The 26,170-nt window shown below is 41.8% G+C and carries 22 protein-coding genes and 1 tRNA gene; 9 read left to right on the top strand and 14 right to left on the bottom strand.

Annotation, left to right across the window (positions count from 1 at the left end; genetic code table 11):
• Positions 1 to 22: 22 nt before the first annotated feature.
• On the bottom strand, positions 23 to 1,423 hold the full coding sequence (gene uxaC, locus PQO05_RS24575) for a glucuronate isomerase (protein WP_273630113.1): 1,401 nt from the start codon (positions 1,421 to 1,423) through the stop codon (positions 23 to 25).
• A 415-nt stretch (positions 1,424 to 1,838) separates the two neighbouring features.
• On the opposite strand from uxaC, the gene PQO05_RS24570 reads away from it, so the two are divergent.
• Together PQO05_RS24570 and PQO05_RS24565 are read left to right on the top strand one after the other, a co-directional pair.
• On the top strand, positions 1,839 to 3,104 hold the full coding sequence (locus PQO05_RS24570; RefSeq protein WP_273630112.1) for an Hsp70 family protein: 1,266 nt from the start codon (positions 1,839 to 1,841) through the stop codon (positions 3,102 to 3,104).
• 92 nt (positions 3,105 to 3,196) lie between these two features.
• The gene (locus PQO05_RS24565) at positions 3,197 to 3,391 is read left to right on the top strand and encodes a hypothetical protein (RefSeq protein WP_273630110.1); all 195 of its coding nucleotides are present in this window, start codon (positions 3,197 to 3,199) and stop codon (positions 3,389 to 3,391) included.
• Between the two features lie 324 nt (positions 3,392 to 3,715).
• On the opposite strand, the gene PQO05_RS24560 is transcribed toward PQO05_RS24565, so the two are convergent.
• Positions 3,716 to 3,790 (bottom strand) — tRNA-Val (locus PQO05_RS24560).
• 344 nt (positions 3,791 to 4,134) lie between these two features.
• Here PQO05_RS24560 and PQO05_RS24555 point away from each other — a divergent pair.
• Positions 4,135 to 5,205 (top strand): BamA/TamA family outer membrane protein, encoded by a 1,071-nt coding sequence (locus PQO05_RS24555; protein WP_273630109.1) that lies wholly within the window; start codon positions 4,135 to 4,137, stop codon positions 5,203 to 5,205.
• Between the two features lie 6 nt (positions 5,206 to 5,211).
• Here PQO05_RS24555 and PQO05_RS24550 read toward each other — a convergent pair whose 3' ends face one another.
• Positions 5,212 to 5,592: a VOC family protein gene (locus PQO05_RS24550; RefSeq protein ID WP_273630108.1), complete on the bottom strand. Its 381-nt coding sequence runs from the start codon at positions 5,590 to 5,592 to the stop codon at positions 5,212 to 5,214.
• Between the two features lie 105 nt (positions 5,593 to 5,697).
• Between PQO05_RS24550 and PQO05_RS24545 the strand changes: the two genes are divergently transcribed.
• The 3 genes from PQO05_RS24545 to PQO05_RS24535 all read left to right on the top strand — a co-directional run bounded on the left by PQO05_RS24545 (position 5,698) and on the right by PQO05_RS24535 (position 8,218).
• Complete coding sequence (locus PQO05_RS24545; RefSeq protein WP_273630107.1) at positions 5,698 to 6,276, top strand: Crp/Fnr family transcriptional regulator; 579 nt, start codon at positions 5,698 to 5,700, stop codon at positions 6,274 to 6,276.
• Positions 6,277 to 6,347: 71 nt separating this feature from the next.
• A complete protein-coding gene (locus PQO05_RS24540) occupies positions 6,348 to 7,241 on the top strand; it encodes an SDR family oxidoreductase (RefSeq protein WP_273630106.1) in 894 nt (297 codons plus the stop codon).
• 173 nt (positions 7,242 to 7,414) lie between these two features.
• Positions 7,415 to 8,218, top strand: coding sequence for a DUF5672 family protein (locus tag PQO05_RS24535; protein WP_273630105.1), 804 nt, complete (start codon positions 7,415 to 7,417; stop codon positions 8,216 to 8,218).
• Between the two features lie 196 nt (positions 8,219 to 8,414).
• Here PQO05_RS24535 and PQO05_RS24530 read toward each other — a convergent pair whose 3' ends face one another.
• Both PQO05_RS24530 and PQO05_RS24525 read right to left on the bottom strand, forming a co-directional pair.
• Positions 8,415 to 9,521 carry a glycosyltransferase family 4 protein gene (locus PQO05_RS24530; RefSeq protein ID WP_273630104.1) on the bottom strand — a complete coding sequence of 369 codons (1,107 nt, stop codon included), beginning with the start codon at positions 9,519 to 9,521 and terminating at the stop codon, positions 8,415 to 8,417.
• On the bottom strand, positions 9,521 to 10,267 hold the full coding sequence (locus tag PQO05_RS24525; protein WP_273630103.1) for a glycosyltransferase: 747 nt from the start codon (positions 10,265 to 10,267) through the stop codon (positions 9,521 to 9,523). The genes PQO05_RS24530 and PQO05_RS24525 overlap by 1 nt, the downstream gene beginning before the upstream one ends.
• A gap of 207 nt (positions 10,268 to 10,474) precedes the next feature.
• Here PQO05_RS24525 and PQO05_RS24520 point away from each other — a divergent pair, with 207 nt between their 5' ends.
• Positions 10,475 to 11,701, top strand: coding sequence for a dicarboxylate/amino acid:cation symporter (locus PQO05_RS24520; RefSeq protein WP_273630102.1), 1,227 nt, complete (start codon positions 10,475 to 10,477; stop codon positions 11,699 to 11,701).
• Between the two features lie 39 nt (positions 11,702 to 11,740).
• Positions 11,741 to 12,241, top strand: a complete 501-nt coding sequence (locus PQO05_RS24515) for a hypothetical protein (protein ID WP_273630101.1) — start codon at positions 11,741 to 11,743, stop codon at positions 12,239 to 12,241.
• 6 nt (positions 12,242 to 12,247) lie between these two features.
• On the opposite strand, the gene PQO05_RS24510 is transcribed toward PQO05_RS24515, so the two are convergent.
• Entirely contained in the window at positions 12,248 to 12,862 is a 615-nt protein-coding gene (locus PQO05_RS24510; protein ID WP_273630099.1) for a LuxR C-terminal-related transcriptional regulator, read from the bottom strand.
• Between the two features lie 308 nt (positions 12,863 to 13,170).
• Between PQO05_RS24510 and PQO05_RS24505 the strand changes: the two genes are divergently transcribed.
• Entirely contained in the window at positions 13,171 to 15,213 is a 2,043-nt protein-coding gene (locus tag PQO05_RS24505; RefSeq protein WP_273630098.1) for a tetratricopeptide repeat-containing sensor histidine kinase, read from the top strand.
• Between the two features lie 8 nt (positions 15,214 to 15,221).
• Here PQO05_RS24505 and PQO05_RS24500 read toward each other — a convergent pair whose 3' ends face one another.
• The 8 genes from PQO05_RS24500 to PQO05_RS24465 all read right to left on the bottom strand — a co-directional run bounded on the left by PQO05_RS24500 (position 15,222) and on the right by PQO05_RS24465 (position 26,170).
• The gene (locus PQO05_RS24500; RefSeq protein WP_273630096.1) at positions 15,222 to 16,085 is read right to left on the bottom strand and encodes a beta-1,6-N-acetylglucosaminyltransferase; all 864 of its coding nucleotides are present in this window, start codon (positions 16,083 to 16,085) and stop codon (positions 15,222 to 15,224) included.
• Positions 16,086 to 16,307: 222 nt separating this feature from the next.
• Positions 16,308 to 17,216 (bottom strand): Nif3-like dinuclear metal center hexameric protein, encoded by a 909-nt coding sequence (locus tag PQO05_RS24495; RefSeq protein WP_273630095.1) that lies wholly within the window; start codon positions 17,214 to 17,216, stop codon positions 16,308 to 16,310.
• A 574-nt stretch (positions 17,217 to 17,790) separates the two neighbouring features.
• The gene (locus tag PQO05_RS24490; RefSeq protein WP_273630094.1) at positions 17,791 to 18,645 is read right to left on the bottom strand and encodes a TIGR01459 family HAD-type hydrolase; all 855 of its coding nucleotides are present in this window, start codon (positions 18,643 to 18,645) and stop codon (positions 17,791 to 17,793) included.
• A 33-nt stretch (positions 18,646 to 18,678) separates the two neighbouring features.
• Positions 18,679 to 19,728 (bottom strand): hypothetical protein, encoded by a 1,050-nt coding sequence (locus PQO05_RS24485; protein WP_273630093.1) that lies wholly within the window; start codon positions 19,726 to 19,728, stop codon positions 18,679 to 18,681.
• A 24-nt stretch (positions 19,729 to 19,752) separates the two neighbouring features.
• Complete coding sequence (locus PQO05_RS24480; protein WP_273630092.1) at positions 19,753 to 21,108, bottom strand: glutamine synthetase family protein; 1,356 nt, start codon at positions 21,106 to 21,108, stop codon at positions 19,753 to 19,755.
• 513 nt (positions 21,109 to 21,621) lie between these two features.
• Positions 21,622 to 24,225 (bottom strand): hypothetical protein, encoded by a 2,604-nt coding sequence (locus PQO05_RS24475; RefSeq protein WP_273630091.1) that lies wholly within the window; start codon positions 24,223 to 24,225, stop codon positions 21,622 to 21,624.
• 148 nt (positions 24,226 to 24,373) lie between these two features.
• Positions 24,374 to 24,763 (bottom strand): hypothetical protein, encoded by a 390-nt coding sequence (locus tag PQO05_RS24470; protein WP_273630090.1) that lies wholly within the window; start codon positions 24,761 to 24,763, stop codon positions 24,374 to 24,376.
• 441 nt (positions 24,764 to 25,204) lie between these two features.
• Entirely contained in the window at positions 25,205 to 26,170 is a 966-nt protein-coding gene (locus PQO05_RS24465; RefSeq protein ID WP_273630089.1) for a glycosyltransferase family 2 protein, read from the bottom strand.

Genomic DNA, 26,170 nt, shown 5'->3' with positions numbered 1-26,170 from the left:
TTATTGGGAGCGTTTTTGTTTATTAAAATTTAAAGTACGACTCTGCATTAAAGTAGCAGATGTCTTTGATGATCTTGCCTATCCATTCGGGATTATCGGGCAGTTCACCATTTTCTACATCAGTACCTAACAGGTTACATAGTAAACGTCTGAAATACTCGTGGCGTGGGTACGATAAAAAGCTGCGCGAATCGGTAAGCATGCCAACCAAACGGCTTAGTAAACCCATTGATGATAGCGCGTTCAGTTGACGGGTCATACCATCCTTTTGGTCTAAAAACCACCATGCCGAACCAAACTGTATTTTTCCGGCAACTGATCCATCATTATAATTGCCAATCATGGTGGCCATTAATTCGTTATCAGATGGGTTTAAATTATAGAGGATAGTTTTGGCCAGCTGATCTGTGCTGTCTAATCGGTTCATAAATTTGGCGATAGATTGTGCCTGTTTAAAATCGCCGATAGAATCGTAACCGGTATCTGGTCCGCTTAACTGGTAGGCACGTACATTGTTATTGCGTAAAGCGCCGAGGTGATATTGCTGAACCCATCCTTTCTCATGGTCCCACATCGCAAACTCGTACAGCATGGCCGATTTAAACTTCAGGATTTCGCCCGGCATTAATACTTTGCCTGTACGGATCTTATCAAAAATTATGCGGATCTCATCCTGTGTATAGTCCTCAGCATAAATCTGTTCAAGCCCATGATCAGATACACAACATCCATTGGCTGCAAAATAATCGTGGCGTTTTTTTAATGCTTTCAGGTAATCGTTATAATCAAAAATTGCGATGTCGCTAACAGCTTCCAGCTGATTGATATAATTATTCAGCGCTGTTAAATCATCGGCATTCATAGCTTTATCCGGCCTGAAGGCCGGGAATACTTTAGTGCCCCAGCCGCTACTTGCTATCTGTTGATGGTGTTCTAAATTATCAATAGGATCATCAGTTGTACAAATCACCCTCACATTCATTTTGCTAACCAGGTTGCGCACGCTGTATTCGGGAGTTGCCAGCTTTTCATTACAACGCTCGTATATGCTTTTAGCCGTTTCGGGCGAAAGCAGGTCGTGAATATCAAAGTATCTTTGCAGTTCAAGGTGGGTCCAATGATATAAAGGGTTACGCAGCGTATAAGGTACTGTTGCAGCCCATTTTTCAAATTTCTCCCAGTCAGTACGCTTGCCGGTAACAAATTCTTCGGCAACGCCATTGGTACGCATAGCACGCCATTTATAATGATCGCCACGCAGCCATACATCGGTTAAGTTGCTAAACTGTATATCGGCTGCAAGCTGTGCCGGATCCAGATGGCAGTGGTAATCTATAATGGGCATTGCCGCAGCATAAGTATGGTACAAATGTTCGGCAGTTTTATTCTCAAGCAGAAAGTTTTGATCTAAAAAAGATTTCATAAAAGGCATTACGTCAATACCGGCATCCATCAAAATATAGCCGGATAAATACTTGGTTTATACTTTGTAAACAGTAAATGTAATGCGGGGGCAATGGTTTAGCAAGCTTAGCGGAGGGATAATTTACGCAAACGTTTCCGTAGTAATGAATTGTCTGCCAAGTCTCATATTTCTGAAATAATTCAGTTTTTATTAAATAAATTTTGGAGTTAATAAACTTAGTGTTACTTTTACACTAAGTATTAAAAACGTCTTCTCATAATTTTAGGTTTATAATTGGTTAGTAAAAGCTCCTGCCCATCAGGAGCTTTACTTATTTTATAGGGTTTGATAAAGTATCTTGAATTTCACTTCTCTTTAATTTTTTTAATACATTCGCCGCCCTTTAATTTTTTTTATCTTATTTTCTGCTGATATGAGTTTTCTATACGGAATTGATTTTGGAACAACCAACTCTGCGCTCGCTATTTATAATGAGGAAACCAAAGAGATCCAGGAGACCATCATTATCCCTTCGCTTATCTATTTTTACCGCCAACCAGATCCAGCAAGCGATAAAAATTATGTAGTAGGCGAAGAAGCAATTTCGGCATACCTTAACGATGATATGAAAGGGCGTTTCATTAAATCGGTTAAGCAAGTTTTATCAAGAAGCAGTTTTACAGAAACGCGGATCCACAATAAACGCTATAATGCTGCCGACCTGGTGGCTATTATTCTAAAAGAGCTTAAAGAAAGAGCCGACCAATTAATTGGTGAAGATTGCCGGAAAGCAGTAATTGGGCGCCCTGTTTTTTTTGATGACGATGACGTACAAAAAGACACCTTAGCACAAACCCGCCTGAGTAAAGCAGCCGAACTTGCAGGCTTTAACCAGGTACGCTTCCAATTTGAACCTATTGGGGCTGCTTTTGCCTATGAAAAAACACTGGCACAAAAAGAAAATGTATTAGTAGCCGATTTGGGTGGCGGTACCACAGATTTTACTTATTTAATCCTCGATCCGCAGAAAACAGGGAGCAAAGACCGGAAGAACGACATGATGGCTACAGGTGGTATTTACATCGGCGGCGATAGTTTTGATTCTGCCTTTATGTGGGAGAAGGGCACACCATATTTCGGCAAGCACACACAATACGAGGCCACGCCCGGCAAAGTGCTAATTGTACCTAAATCGCTTTTTGCCAACATCTGCTCATGGGAGCAAATGAACTTTTTTAACGGACCGCGCATTAAAAAGGATATTGAGGATTACTATTATTACTCGGGTAACGACCGCAAATTTAAAAATCTGATCACCCTTATTGATAACAATCTGGGTTATTCTGTATTTCAATCTATCGAGAAAACGAAGGTTACCCTTACCAGCGCTGATAGCGCCACATTTAGTTATCATAATATGGATATTGAGATCGAAGAGGAAATTACTCTGCCGGTTTATGAGCAGATTATAGCCAAAGATGTAGAGCGGATTGAAAATTACCTGAATGAGTTTATGATGCAGAATAATATAAAAGCTGAAAATATCGACAGTCTTTTTTTAACAGGGGGTACATCAATGGTTGGCAGTATCCAAACATTATTTCAAACTAAATTCCCGAATGTTAAACTAAATTCGGGCGATAACTTTAAAAGTGTGGCTAAGGGTTTGGCTTATAGTGGCTACTTGTTTCAGGAGTGATATTTATATACTCCTAAACAGAGTGAGTAAACGTCCAAGAATCTACAGGTTAATGTTATCTTTATGCTCTGCACAAACCTCAGGAACCCAGCATGGAAGCTCAACAAAAAAGACTTTGGCAAAAACCAGAGGTGATCATTATATCTGCAAACCGCGAAATTAATGGGGGTGCGAGCTCAAGATATCATGAAGCAGGCCACTATGGAGGTCACTTTTATATATCAACCACTGTAGTGGGTGGCATGAAAGATACTGGTAGTATGGCTTTTAACAACGCCCATTCGTAATTATTGAGATGCTGTTTACTCAATCATGATTGGTTAAATATTTAACAGAATATTTGGCTAAATTGATCTCGCGCTAAACCAATCATGAAAACATTTTTTACGCTGCTTATCGGGCTTTGATCGCTTCCGATGTAAAATCGGGATGTTCTGAACCAACTGAGTTAAATATCTTAAACCAAAAAAGCCTAACATTTCTGTTAGGCTTTCGTGGAAACTACTGGGTTCGAACCAGTGACCACTCCCGATGTAAAATCGGGATGCCCTGAACCAATTGAGTTATAAGTAAAAAGCCTCTCAGATTTCTCTGAAAAGCTTTCTCAAAAGTGGGAACTACTGGGTTCGAACCAGTGACCCTCTGCTTGTAAGGCAGATGCTCTGAACCAGCTGAGCTAAGCTCCCATTGGTGGATTACACTTCGCGTTCCCGGTGATCACTTCCGATTTAAATCGGAATGCTCTGAACCAGCTGAGCTAAGCTCCCTCCTTATATATTTGAATTGCTTTTCAAATCAGTCCCGATTAATCGACGGGGATGCTCTGCTTTACTCTGCAACGTTCCCAAATGTTTTGGGACTGCAAATATAGGATGTATAATTTATTTTGCAAGTACGCTCGTCAGAATTATTGCATTTATTTGTTTCAGCACACCATTAGCTTCACTACAATTTAGGTTCAAATAAAAATATGCACCCACTTAGGGTAGCACAACAGCCTCTTTCTAAGCAGGCGGCAGTAAATTTAAATATGAAACAAATGCTGTGGTTGCTGTGCTTTACTTTTTGCTATACCTGTGTATTTTGCCAAACTCGCACAGATAGCTTACCGAACCCAAAGAAAGAAGAAAAAAAGGTAGAGTTACGGGTGATGCCTTATCTGAGCTACAACAGAAACCTGAAGGCGATGGTTGGGGCTATCCCCATGATGATGTATAAGCTTAATGGTAAGGATACTGTTTCCCCTAAATCATTGTCGGGCATGACGGGGATTTATACCACCAATAATTCTTATTTTGTTTCCCTTTTTAATAAATGGTATTTCGCCGAAGACAGGTGGCGTTTAAAGTTATTTGCACTAACCGGCAATAAAAACTCACAGTTTTTTGTTGATGATATTGATGTGCCCGACTTTTATAATTACGGTACCAAAACCACTGTAATTAGTGTAGGTGTGCAGCGCAAAATTATAAAGGCTCTTTATGGTGGCTTATCTTATACCTATGCACATTACAATACAGTTTACCAGGATAGTATAGCGCCGGCCAGTACATCGCACACCAATGGCTTGGTATTAAATTTATTATATGATACCCGGAATACGGTGTATTATCCAACTAAAGGCGACAAAATAAACGTAGGCTGGACAACCTATCCCACTTGGTTCGGTAATGCGGTTGAGGCGAATAAAGTTTCGTTAGAATATGATAAATATTTCCCCGCCCGTGCCAACCACGATGTTTTTGCCGCCCGCCTGCTTGGCAAATTTGGGTTGGGAAATATATCATTTGAGCAACAGGTTACGCTGGGTAATAATGATATAAGGGGCTACTCAGAAGGTAAGTACCGGGGCGATGGTTTAATGGATATACAGGGCGAATACCGTTTTAACTTTGGCAAAAAGATGGGATTGGTGGGCTTTGCCGGTTTGGCTACCATTTATGGTTCTGATACGCCAAGCTTTAACTGGAAGCTTTACCCCGGCGTTGGGGTTGGGTACCGGTATAATGCCTTTAAAAGCTCTAAATTTAACGTGGGGCTTGATGGTGCCGTGGGGAAGGGTGATTACGGTATTTATTTTAGAATCGGAGAAGCATTTTAGTGTTTATCAACTCTTTGGCCTGCCAAAAAACAAAATATAACCATCTGTATCACTAAGCTCAAATCCCCGCAAACCATCGGTATCATCCTGAAGGGTTTGGCTGAAAACAACGCCGGCAGCACGGTACTCCTCATACAAAGCATCCGGATCGGAAACAGAAATAAAAGCATCCCAGCGCGCCCAGTTATACCTGGTATGGTTGGGCAGTGGTTCGCCACTTGATTTGAGCATAAGCGATATCGGGCCGCGGCCAATCATGGCAAAATATGGTTCCTCTTCAGGGCCTATATACAGAATCTTGAACTTTAGCTTATCTATATAAAATGACACCGATTCGCGCAGGTTGGCGACGATAAGGAAAGGTGAAACAAATGCAAAATCAGACATAAGATCTAATATTTATAATCTAAATCTACAATAAAAACAAATTGAACATGACCAGATGCTGACAAGACTTTTTTTCGCTGTCGGAAATGTTTGGTAATTTAGGTTATGCATAGTGAATTTGAAACATACCTCAGAACGTATGGGTTGCCTGATGAATCGGTGTGCCGCATCAGCAGCCTTGCCATGAGCCGTACTTTGCGACGCAATGAGTTTTTGATGAGTACAGGAGATGTATGCAGGCACAAAGTTTTTGTAATGAGTGGGATGCTGCGCATCTTTAATATCACTGCCGATGGTAATGAACACATTCTGCAATTCTCACCCGAACATAGCTGGGTGCTGGATGTAGAAAGTTATGACATGCAGATCCCATCAAAGGTTAACATTGGTGCGGTTGAACCCAGTGAAATACTGTACTGGCATAAAGCCGATTTTGAAAAATTGCGGATTGAAGTGCCGGAGTTAAGATTATACGCCGAACAATTGATCTCCAGAAATATTCACCACAGCAGGGACCGTATCCTTAGTGCCCTGGGTGCCACGCCAGAAGAAAAATATGAGGACTTTGTACAGAAGTTTCCCAATCTGTTAAATCGCTTGCCGCTTCGGATGATTGCCTCTTATCTGGGCGTTTCATTAAAAACGCTCAATCGGGTTCGTCACGATCAGCTGCAGCGTATTTGAAAATAGCGTCAAATGACCTCTTTTTCTAAACCGCATACCCGCAATTTTGTAGTAAATAAAATTACTATCCTATGCGAGTATTTGTAACAGGGGCCTCTGGATTTGTAGGTTCCGCAGTAGTAAAAGAATTATTAGATAATGGCCACGAAGTACTTGGCCTGGTGCGGTCTGACAAGGGCGAAGAGCAATTGGCAGCCACAGGTGCTGAAATATATCGTGGCGATGTAAATGATCTGCCATTTATCCAAAAAGGGGCTGCGGCCTGTGATGCCGTTATCCATACAGCTTTTAATCACGATTTTTCGAGATTTAAAGATAACTGTGAGGACGATCGTAAAGTGATCGAAGCACTCGGTGATGCATTAGCTGGTACAGGCAAGCCGTTGGTCGTTACTTCCGGAATTGGCTTGCTTAACAATTTAGGTCGCCTGGGTACCGAAGATGATACAGTGCCGGGTTCTGACGCAATACCAAGAGCGGCATCAGAAGAAGCTGCTTTTGCAACGGCAGCTAAAGGTGTAAATGCTTATGCGGTGCGCCTCCCGCCAAGCGTACATGGTGCCGGCGACCACGGTTTTGTGCCAATGATTATTGATATGGACCGCGAAAAAAATGAATCGGCCTACCTGGGCGAGGGCAATAACAAATGGCCGGCGGTTCAGCGTTTTGATGCGGCTGCGCTTTACCGCTTAATTGTTGAGAAACAACCAGAGCTTAAAATTTTACATGCCGTTGCCGAAGAGGGTGTTGCCTTCAAAGAAATTGCAACCGCTATTGGTGAGGGCTTAAATATCCCCGTGGTTAGCAAAACCGGCGATGCCGCCGCTGCACACTTTACCTGGTTTGCGCACTTTGCTGCGATGGACTGTGCTGCCTCGAGTGCAAAAACAAAAGCAGCACTAGGCTGGGAGCCAAAAGGTACCGGGCTTATTGATGATATTAAGAATGCCGGTTATTTGGCATAAGCTAAGCTTGTCGTCATTTTATTATAGCCCCGAAGACTAAAACCTTCGGGGCTTTTTTGTGCGGTATGCAGCTAATCAGCTCATACTTCTTAACCTGATTAAAACTTTATACTTTTGCCGGGTGTCCGGGATAATTTCGAACTTGTGACGCTTTATAAAAGAGGCTAAATAATATGTTGAAGCAGGTTGCCGTTGTTATTCCATTTTATCGTGATACCATACCGGCTTACGAGCAAGTGGCTTTGCAACAGTGCGAACGTATATTATCGGCTTATCCTAAAATTGCAGTAAAACCGGTAAGCCTAACACTGCCTGACACGGCTGGCATTATAACCTTTGCCGATACCATCAGCTTTAACGACGATTATTTTAAAAGCATTGCAGGTTATAACCGCTTAATGCTTTCGGCTGAATTTTACGAAAGATTCTCTGATTACGAATATCTCCTGATCTACCAGGCGGATGCATTCGTTTTTCGCGATGAGCTTGGCCATTGGTGCAGCCAGGACTGGGATTATATTGGTGCACCCTGGATCAGAAAGTCGGAAGTAAAGAATCCGGTTAAATCGCTTATTTTAAAAATTCAGCAAGAGCTGTCTACAAGCTTTAATTTAAAGAAAGACGGTGTGCCCAATAAATACCAGTTCGAAAACAAAGTGGGTAATGGCGGCTTATCGCTGCGCAGGGTAAAGAAGTTTTACGAAGTGTGTATAGCGATGCAGCCACAGATTGAAGCTTACCTTGCCGAAACGGCTCATCAGTATAATGAAGATGCTTTTTGGAGTATCGAAGTAAACAGGAAGAAAAAGTTCTTAAACATCCCCGGTTGGAAAACCGGATTAAAGTTTGCTTTTGAAACTTACCCTCAGCACGCTTACTATCTCAATGGCCAGCAACTACCATTCGGTTGCCACGACTGGGACCGGTATGCCGATTACTGGCGGCCTGTTTTTAAGAGCTTCGGTTACGAGATTTAGAGAATCTTAAAAATTTGTCATTTCGAACGAACGTATGATGGGGATTGTGCGCCGGAGTGAGGAGAAATCTTCTGCGCATTGCTTAGACAGCAGTGCATATCGTATAAGATTTCTCACCCTTGCAGGCCGCTATTCCCTACGCCTCAAGGGTTCAAAATGACAAATTCTTTATTAGAAAAATATAAGAAGTTACCTTCTAAGCCAATGCCTTGTACAAATTCACAGTTTGATCCATGCTGTCTTGCAAGGAAAATTGCAAAACTCGTTTCTTTCCTGCTTCAATCAATCGCGTCCGTAAACTATCATCGGCCAGAATCTGAAGTATAGCTTTGCTCATTTCATTTGTGTGAGTTGGATCGAAATACAATGCCGCATCGCCGCCAACTTCGGGGAAACTACTGGTGTTGCTGCAAACTACCGGGCAGCCATTCTGAAATGCTTCAAGGATAGGCAAACCAAAACCCTCGTACAGTGATGGGTAAATAAACGCCCTGGCACGTTGGTATAGTTCAGCCAGTTCATCGTCATTAACATCAAGCCTGATGCAACGTTGGATAATGTTAAGCTCAGTTAAATACTTCAACTCATTATCGTTAAAACGGCTTCCTCCGGCACAGATCAGGAATAAGTTTTTATGTTGCTGCATTACGCTTACCATTGCCCGTGCAAAGCGATCGAAGTTTTTATACGAGTTGCGGTTGCCTACATATAGTATAAATTCTTCGGGTAAGCTTAATTGCTGTGGGATATTGATTGATGAATTAGCAGGTGCTATGCCGTGGTAAATCAATTCTATCTTTTCTTCGGGTACATTTAAAAGCTCGATCAGGTCGCGTTTGGTGGAGTGGGAGATGGCGATAATTTTATCGGCTTTAGCCACAACCTCGCGTTTATAAGCAGCGATGGGTGCATCGTGCCGGGTATTAAAGTCGGCAGCAAACTTTTCATGGATCATGTCATGAACCGTAATTACAAAAGGCTTTTTGTTATACTTTAAAAAGTAGGGGTGGTAGTATGTTGGATGAAAAACATCGTAATGCCCGGCTTGTAACAGGTATTGGCTGTAACGGCGGTTCCATTTTATCCGGCGTTTAAGTTTGCGTTCAAAAAGGAAATCGCCCGCAGGGTTATTTAAAGGAAATTTTAGATGATTGAGGTAATAATTGCGTGTATACAATGCAGCAACCTGGTAATCAACATCAGCACGGTTCTCTATGTCGTTAATCAGGTTAGCAAAATAGCGTGTTATACCACCGTGTTGTTGCTCGGTAAAGTGCTGGTAATCGAAGAGTACTTTTAACATTATTGCACGCGTTTTTTGCCCCGGTGTTTCATCCTCCTGAAACGGTATCGCAAATATATCCACCAGCCCAGTTGCCTGCGCAAATTATGGTGATAATCTTGTTCAAAGGCAAGGTCTTTCGTAGTTGAAGAGTATCCCCGCGGATCAAACACGGCCATCAGTTCATCTATAAACTGCCACAGGTAGCGTTTATCGGTAAAACAACACATGTTTAAATAATGATCGGCAAAAACCTTGTACGCAGTATTATATTGGTAATGCGTAAATACCGATGCGGGGTAAAATATACTTTGATGGCAAATGTTGATCTTGGCAAAATCGTACCGCTTAAACTGCTTATCAAAAACCTCGCCCCTAAAAATCACCTTGCCGTAATAAACAGTGTTTGATTTTGTGAGATAGGTAAGCGCTTTATTGAAGCCGGGCAACAATCTATCGTCGGCGCCTATAAAGTAAAGCCATTGGCCGCGGGCATATTGGGTGGCATGGTTCATGGCATCGTAAATACCTTGGTCGGGTTCGCTTCGCCAATAATCAATCTGGTTGTTATATTGCTGTAAGATGTCGCGGGTGCCATCTGTACTGTTGCCATCCAGTATAATCAGTTCTACATCGGGCGAGCGATAAGGGAGTACGTTTTTAAGAAAATCCTCAAAAAACAAGGCTACGTTGTAAGTTACCGTAATAATGGTGACCTTCGGCCTTGCCTGTTCAGCCTTATTGATGCGTATACCGCCCTCTGCCATTTGGGTGAAATAATTTATCCTGTACTCTTTTGAGGGGTTAAGATGTGCTAGCTTAATCTATAAAAGATGAATGAGCATGCAAATATAATGTTAGGTTATGATCATAAAATGAAGATTACCTATAAATACCGGCAAACAATAAATTTTTACATTATATCTTTATCTTTTTACGCATATACTGGTTTCATAACCATATAACAGGTACAAATGGCACATTGGATTAAAAATTATACGGGGATGATATGGCTCATAACCGGTATTGTTGTTGGCAGCATAGCCGGGATAGTACTGGGTAAAAGTGCTGAAGTAATTAAACCCATTGGCGATATATTTTTAAACCTGTTGTTTGTTGCCGTAATTCCGTTGGTTTTCTTCGCCATATCATCGGCAATAGCCAATTTGCATGGGGCGCAAAAGCTAAGCCGTATTATGGGCATTATGACGGCCGTATTTGTAGGTACTGTAATTGTAGCGGCCATTATAACCATTATAGCCATGTGGATGTTCCCGGTACATCAAACAATAGTATCAGCTACAGATGCGGCATCGCAGGTGGTCGGCAAAAAGCTTTCAGGCGATGACATAACCCAGCTGTTTACCACCAGCGAATTTTTCCAGCTCCTCTCGCGTAAAAATATGCTGGCCCTCATCATTTTTGCTATACTGGTTGGTTTCGGCACTTTACGCGCCGGCGAAAAGGGGCTGGTTTTTGCCAAAGCCTTAAACTCGGGTAACGAGGTTTTTAAGAATGTGTTCGTTATTATTATGAAGCCTGCACCAATTGGTTTAGGGGCTTATTTCGCTTACCAGGTGGCTGTGTTCGGGCCTTCATTGTTTGGTACCTATGCCCATACTTTAGGGGTAGGTTATGGAGTTAGTATTTTTATTTACGCGATAATTTATAGTGTTTATGCCTTTATTGCAGGCGGTGTAAAGGGCATTAAAAGATATTGGGAAAACAACATTATCCCATCGGCCACAGCTATTGGTACATGCAGCAGCATAGCCACCATACCTGCCAACCTGGATGCGGCCAAAAAGATGGGTATAACAGATGTTATTGCCGGTATAACCATACCATTGGGCGGTACGTTGCATAAAGATGGTTCGAGCGTGTCATCCATCCTTAAAATGGCTGTTGTGTTTGCCATGTTCGGTAAAGGTTTCGATAGCCCCGGAGTGATCCTTATAGCCCTGGGGATGACCATACTGGTAAGCATTGTTGAAGGCGGTATACCTAACGGTGGTTATGTAGGCGAACTGCTTTTTATCTCTGCTTATGGTTTCCCGCCAGAGGCGCTTCCTCCGGCCATTATTATCGGCACCCTGATTGATCCTATCGCTACTTTGTTAAATGCCACCGGCGATACTGTTGCCGCTATGATGATTAACCGCTTTGCAGAAGGCAAACTGGTTGATGTTGCGGATGATTGATGGATAAAACCTTTCGCATCTTCAAACGTCTTTTAGGGTATGAAAGCTATTATTCTATGTTGCGCTGCCTCGCTGGCCATTGTTTCGTGCTCATCTAACCAGGATAAACAATCTAAAACGGATAGTGTAGTGGTAAGCGATACGGTGATTAAAACCCAGTCGACCGTGCAAACCAATAATGTACAGGCAGCAAGTTCATTATGTTTTTTGCGTACCGATGGCAAAAGCAACCAGGATAGTACAAGCATCGAGCTGGTAATAAAAGGCAATGAAGTAAGCGGGCAAATGAACTGGCTGCCCTACCAGAAAGATAGCCGAAAAGGCAAGCTTGATGGCATAATTGCAGGCGATAGTATCAAAGCCACCTGGACATTTATGCAGGAAGGTATGACAGATACCCTGGGCCTGAAGTTTAAGCTGGATAAAGATCAATTAACACAAAAGCCGCTAAAGCTAAATATCAAAACAGGCCGCGAGCAAACGGATGAGTCTGCCGGATATCGCCTTACTTATCAATCGAGCAATAAGCTTAAAAAATAAGCACGTTTACTTATTCAGATACCAGGAAATCAGCTCGGATTTGGAGTTGATTCCCAGTTTCTTATAAATATTCTTCAGATGCTGGTTGATGGTAAAGTAGGTGACGTTTAAACGGTCGGCCGCAGTTTTATTGGCCAGGCCCTCGCTTAACAGTTTAACCAGTTCTAATTCTCTTTTGGTAAGCTCGCTTATTTCGGTTCGCGATTCGCGCTGGGTAGTCTGCACTACATGGCTAATAGTAGCCGGCGAAAACGGGATTCCGCCTTCATCCAACTTCAACAATGATTCAGTAATATAAGCCAGGCTGCTCGATTTTAGCATGTAGCCAGTAGCGCCGTTCTCAATAGCCAGCCGGGTTAAACGTGCATCTTCCATGCTGGAAAGGATAACAATTTTGCTATTAGGGAAACGTGACGATAGTACTTTAATGCCATCGATGCCCGAACCAGAGCGCAGGTTAACATCCAGTAAAATAATATCAGGGTGTAAAGTGCCGGGGCTTAACGCATCGGCAATATCAGGAACTGAAAAAACAACTTTAAAGGTTTGAGTGATTTTAAAGTACTTAGCGTAAGCATTCCTTAAAATGTTATCATCTTCTATTAAACCAATCTCCTTCATTCGCTTGTGTTAAACATTAAATTATAATACGATGCCCGGCTAAAAAATTATTAGGAAAATACAGAGGATTTACAGCGGCTGTAAAAGCTTTTCAGGTTAAATTAAAGTTTTTTGTGGCAAGGTATTTTAATCATTAGATTACAAATATGATTAATTAAACAGAAGTTGCGTATTACTTAAATAAGTAACAACGAAATCTATTTTAAGTAATTAAGCAACAGTGTTTAAATTTTTCGTAAAATTAGTAATTGTGTCTGCGTCACAAAATATAGACTCAAATTACTAATAAAAATTGCGCTAAACCGTATATGTCTAAGTATTTCTTACGCCCTGTGCTGCTATTGCTGCTCGCTAATTTATTGGCAGGTTGTAAGAAAGATACTGAACAAAAAATAATAACCCACCCTGAGGCCACCGAGCTTATTGCCAAACTAACCAATGTGGGCGTAAACCATACTGAAGAAAGGCTTTATGCTATCGATTCGGTTTACACCCAATTTAAACAACCCGGAGTTGGTGATTTATGGGAAAAATATAATTTTTTAGCCCTTTGCAGTAAACACGACAGAAAGTTTCACCAGGCTGTGGTTTATGCAGATAGTGCTATCTGGGTGATAAGAAACTATACCCATGACCCCGAGTATAGCATATTGTTTACAAGGGCAAATATTACAAAAGGCGGCATTTTGCTGCGTATAAACAGTTACGATGAGGCTTCGCAGGTGTTTTATAAGGCTAAGACCGTTATATCTGCCGACCTAAGTACTTGTAAACACCGTTACCTTCTGGCCTTGGTTAACAATAGTTTGGCCGACGTAAATTACCGGCAGCAACATTATAAAGAAGCTATAAAGCTTTACAAACGCACTGTAGAAAGCCTGCCGGATTGTGGAAATGGCATAGATTATTTTGCAACAATGCAGGGCAACCTGGATAATGTTGGCTTAAGCTTTATGGGTAATAACCAGCCCGATAGTGCCATTGTATATTATAATAAAGCTTTAGCTTTTATTGAAAAAAACGCAGCACATCACATAGAAAAGAATGGATATGTAGAAGGGGCGAAAGGGGTTGTTTTAGGTAACCGTGCAAAAGCGTACAGGCAAGAAAATATGTACGATAATGCTGCCCGGGATTATAAGGAAAGTATCAGGATAAACTCGAGAAAAGGTTATGAAAACGGAGATGCCATTTATGCGAAAATTGGCCTGGGTGGCTTGTATCTCGAAACGCATAAGACAGATAGTACTAAAATAATTTTAAATGAATTGGAGCCAGATGTTAAGACGGATACCGTTGCCCTGCTCAGGTATTTAAAGTTAAAATCGGACTATTTAAAGGCCACGGGTGATTTTAAACTGGCTACCCGGCAACTGGAAACGTATGTGCAGGTAAAAGAGGAAGATGACCTTAGGATGCATGATTTAAATAAACTCGACCTTAATAAGGAATTTAAATTGTTAGATCAGAAATACAAGCTGGAGAGCCTGGAGAAAGAAAACCGTCTTAAAACTACCTACCTGATAAATGCCATTGTGTTTTGTTTTATGTGCATGGTGGTTATTGTGTTTTTTATAAGAACACGCAACCGTGCCTGGACTATGATGGATAACATGGAACAGGTTAAAATTCAGCTTAGGCTTGCTGCGCATGCCATAGAACAAAAAAGCCGCGACTTTGGCCAGGTATTAAATGCTTTAGAACATGATCTGAAAAACCCCTTAACTGCTATTAGCAGCATGGCCGAAATATTATTATTAGAATATGGCAGGCCCGAGGATGAAAGTGAGATGATTGACCTGATAAGATTAACAAGTGTAGACCTGGTTGAAAATATTAACAGCTTACTGGAAATAGGCAATAGCCCAGATGTAACTGATGCAGAGCAGGAAATAATTAACGTTGAAGAATTACTCTTCAGCAGTGTATCAATTATGAAGTACAGGGCCCGTGAAAAGGATCAAACCATTTATCTGAGCACGCCCGGTGAGGTTTATGTGAAAATTAACCACGTGAAACTTTGGAGAGTAATTAATAACCTGCTGGTAAATGCCATCAAATTCAGCAAAAGCCATTCTGAAATTTATGTTGATATGCAGCGTAAGCAGGATACGGTAGAAATAAGTGTTAAGGATACCGGGATAGGCATACCACAAAAGTTTAAAAACAAGCTGTTTACTATGTTTACAGAAGCCAAACGTACAGGCACGGCAGGCGAACAATCTTTTGGGCTGGGGTTATACACATCTAAACAGATACTGGATGGGTATGGAGGTAAAATATGGTTTGAAAGCGTCGAAAACTCGGGCTCTATATTTTATTTCTCGTTGCCTGTTCAGAAGATGTTTTAAAAGCAGTGTTATTTTTGCTGGCTCCGGTATGAAATCTTGATCTGGTTGGCTTTGTCAATCATGTCCAGAATCTCGGCATCTACCTCAATGTCAAATTTGCCGGCAAAAATACTGTCAGCAAAAATGATCTTGTTGAAATCTTTAGCTGTCAGTGTTTTAACTCCCTTACCATCCTCCGTCTGATCCCGGTAACGGTAATTATTATTAATAACCTCTTCGTGGTAAGGCGAATTCATGATAATGGATTGGAATATAAATTCATCGCTCCCCAGGGTGTATTTTAAGAAACTATCCAGTTCAAGCCGTTCAATATAGGCTAAAATGTAGGTTGCGCAATTAGGCGTAATGGTCCAGTAAGCTGATTTGCCTGCAAATTTCAGCATTTTGGGAATCTCCGGCTTACCCAAAAACTTGTTAAATAATTTCTCGAAAAATTGCTTACCGTTAAAATTATAATCGGCCAGGTAATACTTATTAATTTTTTCTGGGATCGAGGTGCTCCAGTCTTCATCAAAGGCAATCAGTTGCTTGCCTTTATTGATGTTCAGGAAATCGCAAATTTCATCAGCCCGTTTGGTAGGGTAGTCGCTACCGTTAACAAGGCTGATGGAATGGTATTTAATTTCAGATTTAATGATTTGGGAGAGGCCTGTCATAGTGGCTTTAAGCGCACTGTAACCGCCCGGATGTACATTAACTCTTTTATTGATAAAAAATACGTTGCGGATATCTTTTAATTTCTCGTAGGGCTTAGCGTCAGTCTTTTTATCAAGCTGTATGTAAAAGTCGAAATAGTCGTTATTTAGGCGTTCAATTAATCGCTGGGTTTGTTTGGGTGAAACATGGTTAATAATCAGGAGTGCATATCTCATAAAACCTTCAGCTTAATAATTAAATAACGATCAATAAATTTGTTGTATTTAAAAAGCACGGTTGAGACAAAGCTATTGCAGGTACCATCGAGCTACTTTCTTGTAAATTAATAGAATTAGGGCTATTTAACTAATATCAAAGGTGGCTTTTCGGAAGGTAAAAGTCAATTACTTGTTTAAGTAAGATTTAAAGTGCTGAATAGTATCAAATTAGCTGGATATTTACATAAAAGATAAAGAATTGCCCGAAGGTATATGTGTTGTTTTAACACCCGGAAATTTATCCCTAAGCCATTGTGCCATAAACTCAGAACCCGGCTCTTCGCTTGCAATGTGACCCATTACTACAAGCGAAAGTTGCTTGCCTTTGGCGCGTGCATCGCGTACATATTCCGCAGTTTCCCATTCAGATATTTCGCCGCATACCATCACATCGGGCTGGTATTTTATGAGCGCCTCAATTTGCCGTGTACCCCCGGCCGCACCTGCAAATAGCAGCACTTTTTTACAAGATTGATTAACATCCCCAACATAGCGGACCTGCGGTATATTAAGCTTGGATTTAACGTATGCTATCAATGCTTTTAAGGTAACAGCTGGTTCCAAATTATATACACGGCCACCCGGTTCGCCAAATTTTTGCCAGCCCAATTGCTCGGCTAAGGCTTTAAATACGCCATCAACCTTCAGGCTGTGAATATCATCGTGGTTGCGCCATACGGTAATATTGTGCTGTTTTAACAGGTCGGCTTTGTAGTTGTAAACGTCGTCGTTCTCCAGCCATTTGGTTGCATCCTGGTGATTATAAAAGGTAGGCTCGTGGGCGATAATGAAGTTGGCACCCAATGCTATCGCTTTGCGGATCACATCAATCGTAGCAAACATCGTGGTAACTATACCGGTGACTACGATATCGCGACTGCCACTTTTCAAAGTATCAACGGTGCCCGGGAATGGTGCGCCGGGTACTTCCTTAATAAATAGGTCCATGATCTGGCCTACCGTAACGGGTTCTGTCGTTAGTAAATTTGATGCTGACGTTATTAAAGGTGTTGTTAGCAGTATTGCCGAGCCAAGTGCTGTTGTGCTGATGAATTTTCTTCTGTTGAATTCAGGGGTATGGTTTGTCATGGTATGATGGTTATAGTATCAAATATAGGGAATAGGTAGAAACAAGAGACAATAACGGAGGCGAATGATCCTGCACGTCATTGCGAGGAGGTACGACGAAGCAATCCCCGACCGATTCGTAATAGCTTTCATATAGCAGAAACAATTATGAGTCGGTTATACTCCTATTAATGTCAGTCCCGCTCAATCGCCGCGGGTTGGGCTATTACTTTTTAGCCAAAAAGTAATCAAAAGGCTCATTGGCAAAAGGCTTCTTTACGCACATGGCCATACCGCACAGCGTTCAGAACAACACAGGCCGGGATCTTTTGCCCCACTACGTTCGCACAAGCCTCGCTTCTGCAAAATCTCCAATGCCTCTTCCCGACGCGCAAGGCCACCATTGTTCTGCCCGCTTTTGGCCGAAGCTGTTTGCCGATGGGAAAAGGAATAATAAAAAATTGTCATTGCGAGGTACGAAGCAATCTCGTCGCTGGCAGATCGAATGGGATAGCTTAGGTCGGTTGTCCATGCTATCGCTCGGAATGGCATGTTGCGGAAACGGCCTGTTTGTCTCGATTCTTGATTCCCTAACTTAACCTATCACTGCTTTCTCACAAATATAAGTAGGCACAATACCTGTTGATGTAATACGTGTTTCGGCGTCGGTAGCGAGGGTGTTGCCGCTTAATACCAACATAGTATCTAATCCGAATTTGTTGCCGCCAAGGATATCAGTTTGCAGGGTATCGCCAATCATCAGGATTTCTTTTTTTGTTATTTCGGGATTGGTTTTGCGCACCTGGTCGTAAGCGAAGGTAAACATCAGCGAATCGGGTTTGCCGAAGTTGATGAAGCGTTTGCCTACAATCTGATGGATCATACTGGCAATACCGCCGATAGCAATGTTAACATCGTGCATATTAAGCGGGTAGGCATAATCTGTATTGGCCACAATGGTTGGGATATTGCGACGGCGGAGGATGTTTACTGTTTTATTGAGATCCCGGAACCAATCGAAGCCCTCATCGTCCAAAAATACAAGGGCGTTTACCTGGTCGATGTTGCTTTCGTCGATGGCACTAACAGGTAGGGTGTGCAGCCCTGAATTATCAATATAATGTGCCGAATTTGCCGTGCCGAGGTAAGCTACAATGCCATCATTAACTTTCAGGTCGAGATATTCTTTGGCCAGCATGCCCGATGAGATGATCCGCTCGGGCGTAATCATTTTCAAACCCAGTTTTTTGAATGATGCTGCCAGTTGTAGCGGACTGCGTGAAGCATCGTTAGTAACAATGTAATATTCTTTCTGGGTGGCTTTAAGATAGGCAAAGGTCTCGTCCATACCCGGCACCAAACCCTTGTAGTTTTTAATAACCCCGAAGGCATCAAAAAATATAACCTTGTACTGGTCTATTATGGTTTTAAAGTCTTCTGTCTGGATCATCTTACTAAGGGGTTGGGAGCTGCAAATAGGTTGTTAATATTTAATCTTTAAAGCATCTAAAATTATCTTGGCATCAAAGTCACGATCTACCGATGGCAGATAAATATCGTAGGCTTCCTGCTGCAATTTTTTGGCGTACTGTTCATGAAAAAAGTGTTTGCCGTCCTTAATCACATAATTGAGGATAAAGAAACGATAGGCTTCTTTCATAAAATAAACCTCGTTAGCAGTAAGCGGATTTAGCTTATGGTATTCCTGCAAGAAGAGGATAAAGCGGTCTTCTGTCAATGTGGTGATGTAATAGCTGAAAACGGTACGGTCGCCCACGTCTGATGCTACACGGCTAAAGAAGTAGAAATCCATAATGCGGTTACTCATCCTAAACCAGTCGTAATCCCAGCGCGAGTAAAATTCCTGCTTATTGGTTACCGAGAAATTACCAATGTTCCAATCGATAAAAACCGGAATGGTTTCGAAAGTGTTGGCAGCGTATTTGGCACGGCCTTTCAGATACAAATCGCAATGATATTTCAGCATATCAACCTGGCTGCGGGTACCAAAGGCGCTTTCGTCTTTTTGGATTTGTTCCAGCAGCGAGTTAATATCCTTCCGCATGGTTTTGGATGATTTAGGCAAAATTTTACTGGCCCGCGAACAAGCCTTGTGAAATTTTGCTGCCTGTTGTGCCAGCTTGCGGATATGGCTTTCTTCCAACCTACGCGGCATGCGCTCCATAATACGGGTAGGATTATAAAAAACAACCCATGCATCTGTTTTACCGTGGCGGTAGCGATACATATAAACCCGGTTGTTTTTCAGGAGCGACCGGGCCAGAAAATTTTCGAAAGGATAAAGCAGGTTGTTAGACAGGCTTTGTATAATGCGGTGGTCTTCTTTAAAATAATCATAATGGCCAAAGCTCGATAGTTTGGCTATAATAATATCATCATCCTCAAACGTAATGCGGAAAACCTGGTTGGTTGATACGTTGGCGCTAATATCTTCAATACTACGTATTGTGCGCGACGCATCATACCCTTCCCATGCTTTTCTGATGATAAGCGTGCTTAATTCGTGTTCCATAATTGGTGTTTAATCCCTTGGGGATTAAATAATTTCAAAATATCTTTTTAGTTCCCAGTCGCTTACATGTTTAGCAAACTGGCGCCATTCCCATATCCGGGTACGGCAAAAATGTTCTGTAAAGGTATCACCAAATAATTCTTTTGCAACACTCGAATTTGCCATAGTTGTAGCCGCATCCAATAAATTACCTGCAATGCTGCCGTTGCCTTTCTCGGTATAACCATTGCCTACAACCGGCGGGATAGTTAGTGGTAGTTTATGTTTGATGCCATATAGACCCGAAGCCAATGCGGCAGACAATGCTAGATAAGGGTTAGTATCAGACCCCGGGATACGGGTTTCAAGCCTGGTATATTTAGGCGAGGGGTTTAAAACGCGGAAAGCAGTGGTACGGTTCTCAACGCCCCAGGTAATGGTGGTTGGCGCCCAGGCACCCTCAACCAAACGTTTGTAGCTATTAATAGTAGGAGCATACATAGGCACAATATGTGGCAAACAATAAAGCTGACCGGCCAGGTAATGCTTCATCAGGTCGCTCATTTTGTGCTCGGCGGTTTCTTCGTAAAAAAAGTTAGTGCTTTTATCCTTGCTCCACAAACTCTGGTGCACGTGGCCGCTGCAACCCGGCAGGTTCTCGTTCCATTTGGCCATAAAAGTGGCGGTGATGCCGTGTTTGGATGCAATTTCTTTCACTGCGTTTTTAAACAATGCGGCTTTATCGGCGGCGGCCAAAACATGGTCGTGAATAATTGCTGCTTCATACACACCCGGGCCGGTTTCGGTATGCAAGCCTTCGAGCGGAATGCCGAATTGCTCTAACAGGTTAACCAGATCAAAATAAAAATCGCTTTGCTGTGATGGGCGGATGATGGAATAGCCAAACATACCCGGCGTAAGCGGCTCCAGATTGTTGAAGGATTTCTGTTCGAGCGATTGTGGTGTCTCTTTAAAGTTGAACCATTCAAACTCTTGTGCAAACTCCGGGTGGTAGCCCATGTCTTCACATTCTTTGGTTATGCTTTTTAATAAAGTACGCGGACAAGGCACGGTTTCATTTCCCTCACCACTAAAATCGCCCAGAAAAAAGGGAATATTATTTTGCCATGGGATAGTACGGAATGTTGATAAATCGATGCGGCAAGGCTTATCAGGGTAGCCTGTGTGCCAGCCAGTAACGTTCACGTTATCGTAGCAGGCATCGGTACTGTCCCAGCCAAAAACCACATCGCAAAAACCATAACCAATGTCCAGCCCATCGGTAAACTTTTGGGTGTGAATTACCTTTCCGCGCAGTACGCCGTCAATATCTGCAAAGGCAAATTTGATGTGCTTTATATCGTGCTCTTTTAAATAATCGAGTATTTGCTGTTTATTCATTGGTGATTGCGCTATGAGTAAGGACAAGTTAGGAAAATAGAAGCAAGTTTAGAGAAACAAGATACAAGAATCAAGCCTTCCTTAATATAGCACGTCATTGCGAGGAACGAAGCAATCCCCGACCTACAGAGCGCTGATTTCAATGTCGCACAATCCGCTTTCCATTAGGAATGGTAGGGTGAGTTATGAATCGTCAGTGGATGTACTTTTTCTTTTTCCCCAAAAGAAAAAGTACCAAAAAGAAACTTAGCGTAGCGATCTCATGAACACCTTAAAAAAAACAATAACATGTGAATAAACTCGTGGCTGCTCAATTTTCTTTGAAAGGGTGTGCTGTGGCCAATGTTGTGCTGTCCGAAAATTAAGATGCCACAATTGTTAGGATATTTATGGGTAGCGAGAGCACATTAACTTTCTTAAAGCCATCCCCCTCGGGGAGGTTGGGATGGGTACAAAAAAAGGCAGGTGTTTTACCACCTGCCATCACTTCAATGGAGCGCCTTGCTTTTAAATTCAAAGCGTTTGCCGGATAATGGTACTGGTAAAATTATCCTGGGGGTTTAGTTCATCATAATAGTGCACAAAGCTTTTGGGGTTAAACCCGTTAGAGCGCATAATTTTTATAAACTTAAAGTACAAGGTTTTGTACGCTGACGAGCCCTGATCGTTTTTATCAGCCACTAAATAATAAGCCAGTGTATTTACCTGCATCAGTTTGTAGTTTGATGGCTCAATGGTATTTGCCATTCGTTCTACCACATTTGAAATATGTTGCTGATCAGCCGTAAACCTGATGAGATGGGCGGCCAGGTTATCAAGGCAGGCACGCATATAAGGGGTAAACTTGTTTTCATCGTCGCGATAATCCATCATCAGGAGCTCGTAAATGCTCGATGCTTCGGCAATTTTACCCAGATCAACGTAGATATGGGCTTTGTTAATGAGCAGGAAGAAATGGTATTCGGGCACAAAATGATCGTTCTGGTGATGGATGTTATGCAGCACCCTGATAAAGCGCAACACCTTTTGCGGGCTACCTGCAACCGAAAGTGTATGCAATGCCAACAGGTTTAATACATAGTTGGAGCCCAGCTGATTGAGTTGCTTGCGGTTGGTTGGCGGGTTAAAGCAAAAATGGGTGATCTCGGCCAGGGCTTCTTTTTTAACCACGTTGTATTTTAAATAGAAATACAGGGTTTCAATACAATTAAGCGGGTTAATATGGAAGGTGGAGAACGCTTCGGCCGGGAACCTTTTTAGTGAAGCAATGCTGCTTTCTAAGCCTTCGGCGTTTAATGAAATCACATGGTTAATGGCCACACTGGTGTGGATCCATATTTTGCTGCTATCCTGCAGGTTTAATTTGAGCAGGCTTTGCAGCGCTTCGCTATATTCGGGTGATATAAATTCGATACCCAGAAAGTAATTAAACAAGCCAGGGCGGGTAATATCAAATGGCGTTTCATCGGCTTCATCTGTATTGGTGTTAAAGAAACCCTGTTCAATAACCTTGCTCAAAAATTTAATAAGCCTTGCTTTTTCTGATGCCACCAGTTCTATGCGTGGCAGTGCATCAAATATGCTGTATTGCTTGTTTTTGAGAGCAATAAAAATACACCACTTTAATATCCGCAGCCTGATTTTGCTTTCGAAGGTAAGGCTGATCCTGTCGATCAGTTTCTCGTCAAATGCATCCTCATTATCATAAATCAGCTTGGCTGCTATGCAATAGGTTAATATACGTTCGTGCACAAATTCAATGCATTCGGTATAACCGCTTTCGTCACTAAAATTTATTTCGCGGATAATGCCAATGCTAATCATATCCTGGTAAGCGGCATTGTAATTTTTCAGCTCCTCATAAACCTTTATTTTATCAACACAGAAATTGCCTTTTTTAAAACGGCCCTGTTCTATCAACAGATGGATCAGTAAAACCTTTTCTGTGCAGTAACGGCCGGTATATATTTTATCGAGGATGAAATTATAGATCACCTCATAAGTACTAAATACATCCAGCTCATTTAAAGCAAAGTTTTTAGGGTGCTTTTGATAGTAGTATTGAAAAAATAACGGGTAGCCAAAAAGCGATACAATTTCAGAGTCGAGTGTTGGCGATAGTTTAACGCCAGGTTTTATTTTATTGCTGATGAGCTGTATTTCGTGCCCGGTAAACAGGCTTACATTACTTTCCTCATTCTGATCGCTCATAAAGCCCACAAAGCAATCGTCGAGTTTGTTTTGCAGCTGCAGCCCGCGTTTAAAGTTAAGCCACGAGGGTGAGCGCATGGTTAAAATGATCTTAAAATTGGGGTTACCCTGGTAAATAGAGATCACATCAGTAAGCATGCTGAACAGCGTATCCAGTTGCTCCTCGTTAAAGGAAGTATTATCAAAACTATCAATAATGAGATAAAACTTGTGCTCCTTTATCTGCTGCTGAAAGTTATCGGCCAGCATGATATTGCCCATCGGTATGCCCAGCAAGGCAAGCAGCCAATGGTGCAGATCTTCCTGGTTACTAATACGGTTTAAAACCTTGCCACTTAAAAAAAGTATAATATTACCATTGTTTTCCTTCCTGTTAAAGTTAAGTTGTTCTTCTACCCAATGGCAAAGACCAATGGTTTTACCGTAGCCTGCAGGGGCGGTAAGTATAGTAACCGGGTACTCGGTATGCGAAAATATCTCGAGGTGCTCATCCAGAAAATCCCGGGGGATGGTTAATGAAAAAGGTATGCCCGATTTGTTTTTTAATGCCTGTAGGGTATGGTGTGAAATTTCGGAGGCTTTGTACAGTACATCGCTTTCGGTTGGCAGTTCGTTAGTTCTGCCTGATGCTAAGGCAGTTTGTTTGTTCTTTGCACAAAACTCGCCCCAGCTTGCAAAACCGCAAAACTCGGCCAGTACATTTAAGGTGTACAGTGACGGCTGGAAGGTATAAGCGGCAAAACCAAAGATGCGCTTCAGTGTAGAGTCGCTCACCTGTTTTTTGGTCGATTTATAGATCAGGAAAGAAAGGTCCCTGAAAATTGCCGGGGTAACCGAGTGAATACCGGCAGTGTCTAATAGGCACTGCTTTAAGTTTTCGAGATCATGTTGCAATACTATTTTCATCTTCTATTGTATTGATCATGGTTATGGCTCTCTATCAGAAGCCTTTTACTACCCATGAAGGTTAGGTTATTAGGTTATTACAGCGCTTGGTTTAAGATGAATCCGGTAGGGGGGGCAGGGGACCGAATTATTGATTAAGGTTTGGCCATTAATTGCTCCAGTGTTTTTGTGTGAATAAAAATTTAACAAACAGCACCATAAATTCCAATGCCGAATACATAAACCTGAATACCGCCCATATAAAAAATACGGTGCTTTTAGTGAACGACCAGATGCGCAGTAAAATGCGCTTCATCATCATGAGGGTTGTATTAAAAATACTGGTACGCATGGTTAATAAAGCATCGTCTTTCTTAACATCCTGTTGCAGTTCCTGTCGATATTGTACCTGTAATGCCCGGGGATAGTTAATACTATCGTAAATGTTGTCCGAAATTGTTTTGTTCAGTTGGTTGGGATAATTATCAACCAATCTTAATGAACGTGGGCCTCTGTTATGATTAATCAGCGGCATACCTGTAATCTGTTTAACTCTCATATCTCTCTCTAATTAATTTGGGTTTACATTGGTGTTCAGGTAAATGTAACGTGATAGTGCTGAAAAGGGTTCAAACACTTTGTTCACGTATCATTCATTTTATCCAAATTGTACAAGTACAACTTTTCGAAAACCGGGCATAAATTTATTTCGTACGTATTGATTTTTTGCGTTTTTTGATGCTGAAATTGCATGTAAAAACAGTCTTTAGGTTCTTTAAACGGCATATTTGAACCGCATACACTATGGTAGGTATTTTATGAAAGATTTGAAAGTTTTTTACACGTACGTGGCCTGTACCTTGTTTATCTGCCTGTAAAATGACTTAAAATGAACAGCCATCGTAGCAAGATTAAAACTTTTAGTTGTGATAGCTTAGTGTATCGAGATGTTAATATGTGATGAAATTTAAAGCGACAGGCTTAGTTTGTTAATGCAAATTTAACTACGGTGGGCCTGCTTGTTTTTGCGGCGTTGTGAAAACGAGATCAGTAAATGATATAAAGAGAGGTACAGCATGGGGCTAAGGCTTACCAGTTTATATTTTAATTTAAAAGGTAAGCCGGGCGTTTTGTTGAAGTCTTTTTTTAGTGTTTTTACCATTTCGGCATAAGGGGCATTGCTCATACCGAAGCATTTGCGCCAAATGTATACCCCTTCGGCATAGTCATAAATTTCATTGTCAGCGGTTTGGCCCCAGCGGGCAATTAAACGGTGCTTAAAATCATAGCTGATTAAGTGCTGAGACGACATCCGGGTTTCGGGGTGCAGGTTGATCTGTACCAGCGGTAAAGGGATCGATCTTACTTTTAAGCCTTTCTCAATTATTTTGCGGCACAGATCGTAATCTTCCATTCGGCTTAATTGCTCGTCGAAATGGAGGTTGTTGCGATCAAAAATTTCCCGGTTGATCATGATGGATGAACATGACATCATCATCAGCTTGTGCTGGTGTAACTGCTTGCTATAATGATAATACCGGTACATTTTAAACGGATAAGGGTACACTTTCGAATAACCTGCGCAGTATAGCAAAGCGAGACCGGCATCAGCACTCATTTCATGCATGCGCAGTTTAATGCTGTTGGACAGTAGTTCGTCATCATCATCTAAAAAGATAATGTACTTTCCCTGTGTTGCGGCAATGCCATCGTTACGTGTACCGGCGGCGTATGGCTTGTTACTATGGATGTATAGCCATTTTATCTGTGGGTATTGGTTTTCGAAATGGCTTACCGTAGCCTTTACCTGCCTGCTTATTTCGGCATCGGTATTATTATCAGCAATGCATACTTCAAAGCCTGGATAATTTTGCAGGGCAACAGAGGCCATTGCACGTTGCAATAGGTGTGGGCGGTTTTTGGTAGGGATGATAACAGATAAATTAATATTATCAAGTTCACTCAT

It is taken from the genome of Mucilaginibacter jinjuensis (assembly GCF_028596025.1).
In the GTDB taxonomy this organism is placed as follows: domain Bacteria; phylum Bacteroidota; class Bacteroidia; order Sphingobacteriales; family Sphingobacteriaceae; genus Mucilaginibacter; species Mucilaginibacter jinjuensis.
This window is presented reverse-complemented; position numbering and strand designations above follow the sequence as displayed.